Here is a 6,055-nt window from a genome sequence, read left to right on the forward strand (position 1 = left end):
CGATTTAAATCGCGACTAGCGGCGACTAAAAGGCTATTTTCGCCGATAAAAGATAATGCTCCCACGGGACTAGATAAAATTGGTGCTTGGTCATCCTGTCCTAAGACTCCAATTAAGGCGGTTTGAGCGACTATTCCCCCGGATTTGAGGGAAAAAGCCGTGGCTAATCGTTGTTTTGCTTCGGGACTCTCCGGGACGGGTTGATTAGCGATCCAAGCCGATAACGGGGGTAAATTGCCGTAAACTATAGCTATACGCGGTTCGGTGATATTTTTGAGAGCTTCTCGGTAATCAGGGCTATTTTTTAGGTTTAAATCCGGTACTTGCACGTTATTAAGTGCCTCGCGCAAAACCTTGATATTATTGGCAAAAAGCACCGTATCACCCACCACGGCACTAGCGAGAAAACGATTATTATCTCCTGCGGTCAAGGGACGTTGATAAATCAGGTTAACTCCCTTGTAGAGTTCAAAAACAAGGTCAAATTTGCCCGAAACCGCCTGTTTTGAGTAGGAAGCTTGCAGAAATTCCTTAGCGCGTTCACCATCTTTACTTTGAATTGCCAAAAGATAACCCGGTTGGATACCATTATCGGTATCGCGATCGAAATCTAGGGAAGTAACAGCGAGGGTAATTTCTTCCCCTAACCAGGGTTTGATTTCCTTTTGATAATTTAATCCCGTTTTACCGAGCAGACTTTTTTCTAAATCCTTAATTTCTTGGTGGGAACGTCGTCGATTAGCCGGTGTAGCGATTAATTGACCAAAAGACTCTAAACGTTCGGGATTGACCAGCAACGATACCATAACCGGGGCCTGTTTCGGCACAAAAATCGCCGCCGCTGGTTCCCGCATTACCCCACCTTTGAGCAAAGACAGAGGACTATCGGCGAGAATCCAAGCAAAACTGGCTGTAGCGACTCCTAGGAGAATGATTACCGTCGCACCTAAAAGATAGAAAAACGATCGCAATTTCACAACCTTGCCCCGAGATGAACCATTAGCTATTTTAAGCCAGCAATTGACCCAAGAATTTCGATCGCTACAATTCTTACCAGACTGACAACCGATAACTGGCCACCGATAACTAATTTTTACCAGCCTTTTTCCGCTTGAGCGAGGACATAGTTAGCTACAGCTTCGATATCTTCAGCGCTGAGACGACCACCGAAAGCGGGCATCGCCCCCATACCTTTGGTAACTTGGGTAACGATAGCTTCAACGGAATCTTTGCCGTATTTAACTAAATCTTCTTTTTTCAGGGTTTTAGCGGCATTAACCACGTTTTTACCGCCCATATGGCAGGAAGCACAGTTAGCACTGAAAATCGAAGCCCCATCAGCTAAAGCGGGACGAGCCATACCGAATGTAACCACAGCCAAGAGCAAGCACAGGGAAATTAATAGTCTTTTCACGATTGGTTCTCCTCTATTTCTTAAGAAATTCCCCAACCATCGTCAGAAAAAACCGGTTTTCTTGTCAAAAGACAAGCTGTCAAACTTCGTGTAGAATGAATCAATGGGACAGTTAAAAGCAAACTTTTACTTTTTTGTCAAAAGACAGGCTGTCAAACTTGTCATCTTCCCTCGTGTAAAGGATTAACAAGCATGAAAAAATTAGGTTTATTGGTCGCTACCCTGGTGCTAGTCGTCTCTAGCTTCTTCTTTAACACTGCCGCCGCTGCTGCGGAAACCTTCACGGTTAAGATGGGCGGTGATGCAGGTACACTACAATTTGATCCCCCCGCCCTCACTATTAAAGCAGGAGATACGGTGAAATGGGTCAATAACAAACTTTCTCCCCATAACATAGTTTTCGATAGCACCAAGGTTCCCGAAGCCCAGGCTGCTAAATTATCCCATAAAGGTCTGGCTTTTTCCGCCGGTGAGTCCTTTGAAAGCACTTTCAGCGAACCGGGTACTTACACCTACTACTGCGAACCCCATCGCGGCGCCGGTATGGTCGGAACGATTACCGTTGAGTAATTGTCCGATTTTAACCAAAAATAACTCGCGGTTAACTGCCGCGGGTTGTTTTTTTGGGAATTATGAAGACTTTTCAGTTATCAGTAAACAGTAATCAGTAATCAGTGAGGTTCTTCAGTTTGTCTTATGCAACGGACAGGGTTATAAGGAATGAAACTCTTATAGAGAAAGACATTTGGCGATTTTTGTCAATTGTTTTTGAACTAGAACGAACTCATCAATTAAGTTTTTTGCCAGATAAGGATTTAGTCGATTTATGCCCCCCGAGCGAACCATACCAAGTTCAGTAATCAGTAAACAGTAATCAGTGAACTGAAAACTCGCATCTGATAACTGATAACTGATAACTGAAAGGGCTGTCTCCTGAAATATAAAGTCTCGGTTACAAAACTGACTTCTGAGCAATTCTCACCCCACCATAGAAACAGAAGCCCGTAGGAAAATCAGCCATGAAAGAACACGATGTCGTTATAGTGGGTGGTGGGTTAGCAGGATGCCGCGCCGCCTTAGAAATCAAACGCCTCAACCCGACCATCGATGTTGCTGTCGTTGCCAAAACCCACCCAATTCGTTCCCACTCCGTCGCCGCCCAGGGAGGTATCGCCGCCGCCCTGCAAAACGTTGACCCCAAAGATAATCCCAAGGCCCACGCCTACGATACCGTCAAAGGTTCCGATTTTCTGGCTGACCAGGATGCAGTGGATATCCTCACCCAAGAAGCCCCCGAAGTTATCATCGAATTGGAACATCTAGGCGTGTTATTCTCCCGTCTCGAAGATGGACGCATTGCCCAAAGAGCCTTTGGCGGTCACAGCCATAACCGTGCCTGTTACGCCGCCGATAAAACCGGTCACGCCATGCTGCACGAATTGGTCAGCAATTTAGGCCGTAATCAGGTAAAAATCTACGATGAATGGTACGTTTTGCGCCTTATCCTCGAAGAAGGTACGGCTAAAGGCGTGGTTATGTACCAAATCGCCACCGGACAGTTAGAAATCCTCCGGGCAAAAGCAATTATGTTCGGGACGGGGGGCTATGGTCGCGTTTATAACACCACCTCCAACGATTTCGCCTGTACGGGGGACGGTTTAGCTTTATCGGCCAAAGCGGGTATTCCCCTAGAAGACATGGAATTTGTCCAATTTCACCCCACTGGACTCTATCCCGTCGGTGTTTTAATCTCGGAAGCGGTCCGGGGTGAAGGTGCTTATTTAATCAATAGCGAAGGTCGTCGTTTTATGGAAGATTACGCCCCCTCGCGCATGGAATTGGCACCCCGGGACATCACTTCCCGGGCCATTACCCTAGAAATTCGCGCCGGCCGGGGGGTAAATCTGGACGGTAGCGCCGGGGGTCCCTTTGTCTATCTGGATTTACGCCATTTAGGCCGGGAAAAAATTATGAGTCGCATTCCCTTCTGTTGGGAGGAAGCCCATCGTCTCGTCGGTGTCGATGCGGTAGAGGAACCGATGCCTGTACGTCCTACAGTTCACTATTGTATGGGCGGCATTCCCGTTAATACCGATGGTCGCGTTCGCTTAAGTGCCGATACCCTCAGCGAAGGCTTTTTCTCCGCCGGGGAATGTTCCTGTGTCTCCGTCCACGGGGCCAATCGTTTGGGCAGTAATTCCCTGTTAGAATGTGTGGTCTATGGCAGAAGAACCGGCAAATCGATCGCTAAATACGTCGAAAAACGCGCTTTTCCCGTCTTTAATCCCGATATTTACCTTCAGGATGCCAAAGAGGAAATCACCGCTTTATTGACCAAAAAAGGCACGATTCGCATCGGTCAACTACGTCAGCAATTCCAAGACTGTATGACCCAACATTGCGGCGTTTTTCGCACCGAAGCGACCATGCGCGAGGGAATTAAACAAATCGGCGAATTAAAGCGCAAATACGAGCAGATTTACCTCGATGATAGGGGGGATTGCTGGAATACGGAACTAATCGAGGCCTGGGAATTACAAAGTCTCATGGTGGTGGGGGAAATTATCCTCACCTCTGCCCTCAATCGTCAAGAAAGCCGAGGGGCCCACTCCCGCGAAGATTTTCCCCAACGGGATGACCAAAATTTCCTTCAGCATACCCTCGCCTATTATTCCCCCTCCGGCATCGATATCGACTATATGCCCGTGGTGATTCAGGATTTCACCCCCGTGGAACGTAAGTATTAACCTCTGGTCGGACGGTAAATGTAAAGGAATATTACAAACTCCTTGGCATTTACCGAGATTTAGTTCTATACTAAATAAAGCAACGCGGGATAGAGCAGTCTGGTAGCTCGTCGGGCTCATAACCCGAAGGTCAGTGGTTCAAATCCGCTTCCCGCCATTACTGATAAAGCCGGTAGTTAACCCCGATTTCCCGTTAGGGAACATCGAACATTACCCTTTCAAGACAGCGATTGGGGTCAATGTAAGATTGGCGAGAATGGAGACAAGTATAATTATCGATGATCAGGATCTGTTCTGCTTTTAAATAGAGCGGAACGTGATAGGCTTCAAACAGTGCCAAAAATTTGCCACATAAAGCCATTAAACGGGAATCTAGACCGGAAGCGATCGGTTTATTAATATCGGGGCTAAATTCCCCATAAACCAGCACATTATAGCTAAAGCGGATAATTTCGGCATCTCGTTGCCAAATTGGTGCAAAACAGCTTTCTTTGCCGTCCTTGGACATAAAATATTGAGGTTGAGCCGCCATAAAATGTTGTTCCTCAAGGGTAAAATGACGCATTAAGTCATCAAACTTAACCAAAGTCGTCGCACCCCCACCCCAACGATCCGGAGTTTTACAGCGCAAACAGAGGTATTTAGGAGGGATAGCTTTGTAAGACCATTCTGTATGAGGTAAAAGCCCAATTCCGGGGGATTGTGCATCACTTTTTCCCATAGCGTCAGGATTTGCTTTGATAGGATAGATAATCTCTCCGTTAGTTTGGATAACGGGGGTTGCTTGGGTAATATCCTCTAAACATTGGAACCAGCGATCGCCGCAAGGGTTATCGAAGACAAAAAAACCGTTTTTTTTGAGGTGGTTTTTTAGGGTAGCAGTTGAGAACGTAAGCATTGAAAACATAAGATTTTCCCCACTTCAATAGGTTGATACTTGCTATGAAAAAATCTGGGGTATGTGCTAAGGCAAGAGGTCTAATTAAAAAAAATTGCATAATAAAAAGCTGATTGGCTAAGGCTTTCAGCTTTGGGGGAGGCTTTGGGGGAGTGGGGTACCCCAAACTTTTCGAGGAAAAAATTTGCGATTTTTGGTCGGGATGGTGTCGGATTTATCCTGTCAGCAAGTGATTGGTAAAAGAACGATATCCTCTCAACCAGCCGAGTTGCTAGAATAGGATCGGCTTTGCTCAAATAGACAAGAACACGCCATGTCAGAAGCTATTACGATCGCCAATATTTACAAACTGTTTGAAAGAACCGAGGCTCAATTTGCCGAGTTCCAAAAAGAAGCCGAGCGCCGCAATGTTGAAGCCGAGCGCCGTAGTGCTGAAGCTGAACAACGAAATGCCGAAGCGGACCGCCGCAATGCTGAAGCCGAGCGCCGTAGTGCTGAAGCCGATCGCACGATGGAAGAATTGAAAAAGCTGGTACGAGCCACCACCGAAGCCGTCAATAACTTAACTACCCCTTTGTGTCTTTTTACAGAAGAAATGTTAGAGCCGGCGGTTGTGCAGTTATTTCAAGAACGGGGGATTGATGTCACCCAAACCATGAGTCGCTTAAAAAGTAAACGTCCCGGGGCAGCGATGGAAATTGATATTCTGGCGGTGAATGGCAGTGAGTTAGTGGCGGTGGAGTGTAAATCTCGACTCTCGAAGGATGATGTAGATGACTTTCTCGATCGATTACAGCGATTTAAGTTAGCCTTTCCCCAATTTCGAGACTTTCAGGTTTATGGCGCAGTAGCGGGGATTGAAATCGATCAGGGGATAGATATACTTTAGACGTTCATAATCTGAGATTTATTAAACTTCTGAAATCGTAGAGTCAGCAAGGAATCCAGTTCTTTTTTATGTTTCAGATGGGCATCATTCAGACATTCATAAATAGC

The 6,055-nt window shown here is 46.3% G+C and carries 6 protein-coding genes, 1 tRNA gene and 1 pseudogene; 4 read left to right on the top strand and 4 right to left on the bottom strand.

What is annotated here, in order from left to right; all coding sequences use genetic code 11:
- Both EWV60_RS06345 and petJ read right to left on the bottom strand, forming a co-directional pair.
- Positions 1 to 977, bottom strand: a 977-nt coding sequence (locus EWV60_RS06345; protein ID WP_287231607.1) for a DUF3352 domain-containing protein, incomplete at its 3' end; no start/stop codon positions are given.
- Between the two features lie 116 nt (positions 978 to 1,093).
- Complete coding sequence (gene petJ / locus EWV60_RS06350) at positions 1,094 to 1,414, bottom strand: cytochrome c6 PetJ (protein WP_002732729.1); 321 nt, start codon at positions 1,412 to 1,414, stop codon at positions 1,094 to 1,096.
- Between the two features lie 192 nt (positions 1,415 to 1,606).
- On the opposite strand from petJ, the gene petE reads away from it, so the two are divergent.
- The 3 genes from petE (at position 1,607) to EWV60_RS06365 (ending at position 4,318) form a co-directional block, all read left to right on the top strand.
- Positions 1,607 to 1,984, top strand: coding sequence for a plastocyanin (gene petE / locus EWV60_RS06355; RefSeq protein WP_016514269.1), 378 nt, complete (start codon positions 1,607 to 1,609; stop codon positions 1,982 to 1,984).
- Between the two features lie 449 nt (positions 1,985 to 2,433).
- On the top strand, positions 2,434 to 4,161 hold the full coding sequence (locus EWV60_RS06360) for a succinate dehydrogenase/fumarate reductase flavoprotein subunit (RefSeq protein ID WP_149976363.1): 1,728 nt from the start codon (positions 2,434 to 2,436) through the stop codon (positions 4,159 to 4,161).
- Positions 4,162 to 4,244: 83 nt separating this feature from the next.
- A tRNA-Met gene (locus EWV60_RS06365) sits at positions 4,245 to 4,318 on the top strand.
- Between the two features lie 36 nt (positions 4,319 to 4,354).
- Here EWV60_RS06365 and EWV60_RS06370 read toward each other — a convergent pair.
- Positions 4,355 to 5,068: a TauD/TfdA family dioxygenase gene (locus EWV60_RS06370; protein WP_353734381.1), complete on the bottom strand. Its 714-nt coding sequence runs from the start codon at positions 5,066 to 5,068 to the stop codon at positions 4,355 to 4,357.
- A 304-nt stretch (positions 5,069 to 5,372) separates the two neighbouring features.
- Here EWV60_RS06370 and EWV60_RS06375 point away from each other — a divergent pair, with 304 nt between their 5' ends.
- On the top strand, positions 5,373 to 5,948 hold the full coding sequence (locus EWV60_RS06375; protein WP_287231609.1) for a DUF3782 domain-containing protein: 576 nt from the start codon (positions 5,373 to 5,375) through the stop codon (positions 5,946 to 5,948).
- Here the strand turns inward: EWV60_RS06375 and EWV60_RS06380 are convergent.
- Positions 5,945 to 6,055 (bottom strand): annotated as a pseudogene (locus EWV60_RS06380) (IS630 family transposase); the annotation flags it as partial. The gene EWV60_RS06375 and the pseudogene EWV60_RS06380 overlap by 4 nt on opposite strands.

Origin of the sequence: Microcystis sp. Msp_OC_L_20101000_S702 (assembly GCF_007095705.1) — a bacterium.
Lineage (GTDB): Bacteria > Cyanobacteriota > Cyanobacteriia > Cyanobacteriales > Microcystaceae > Microcystis > Microcystis ichthyoblabe_A.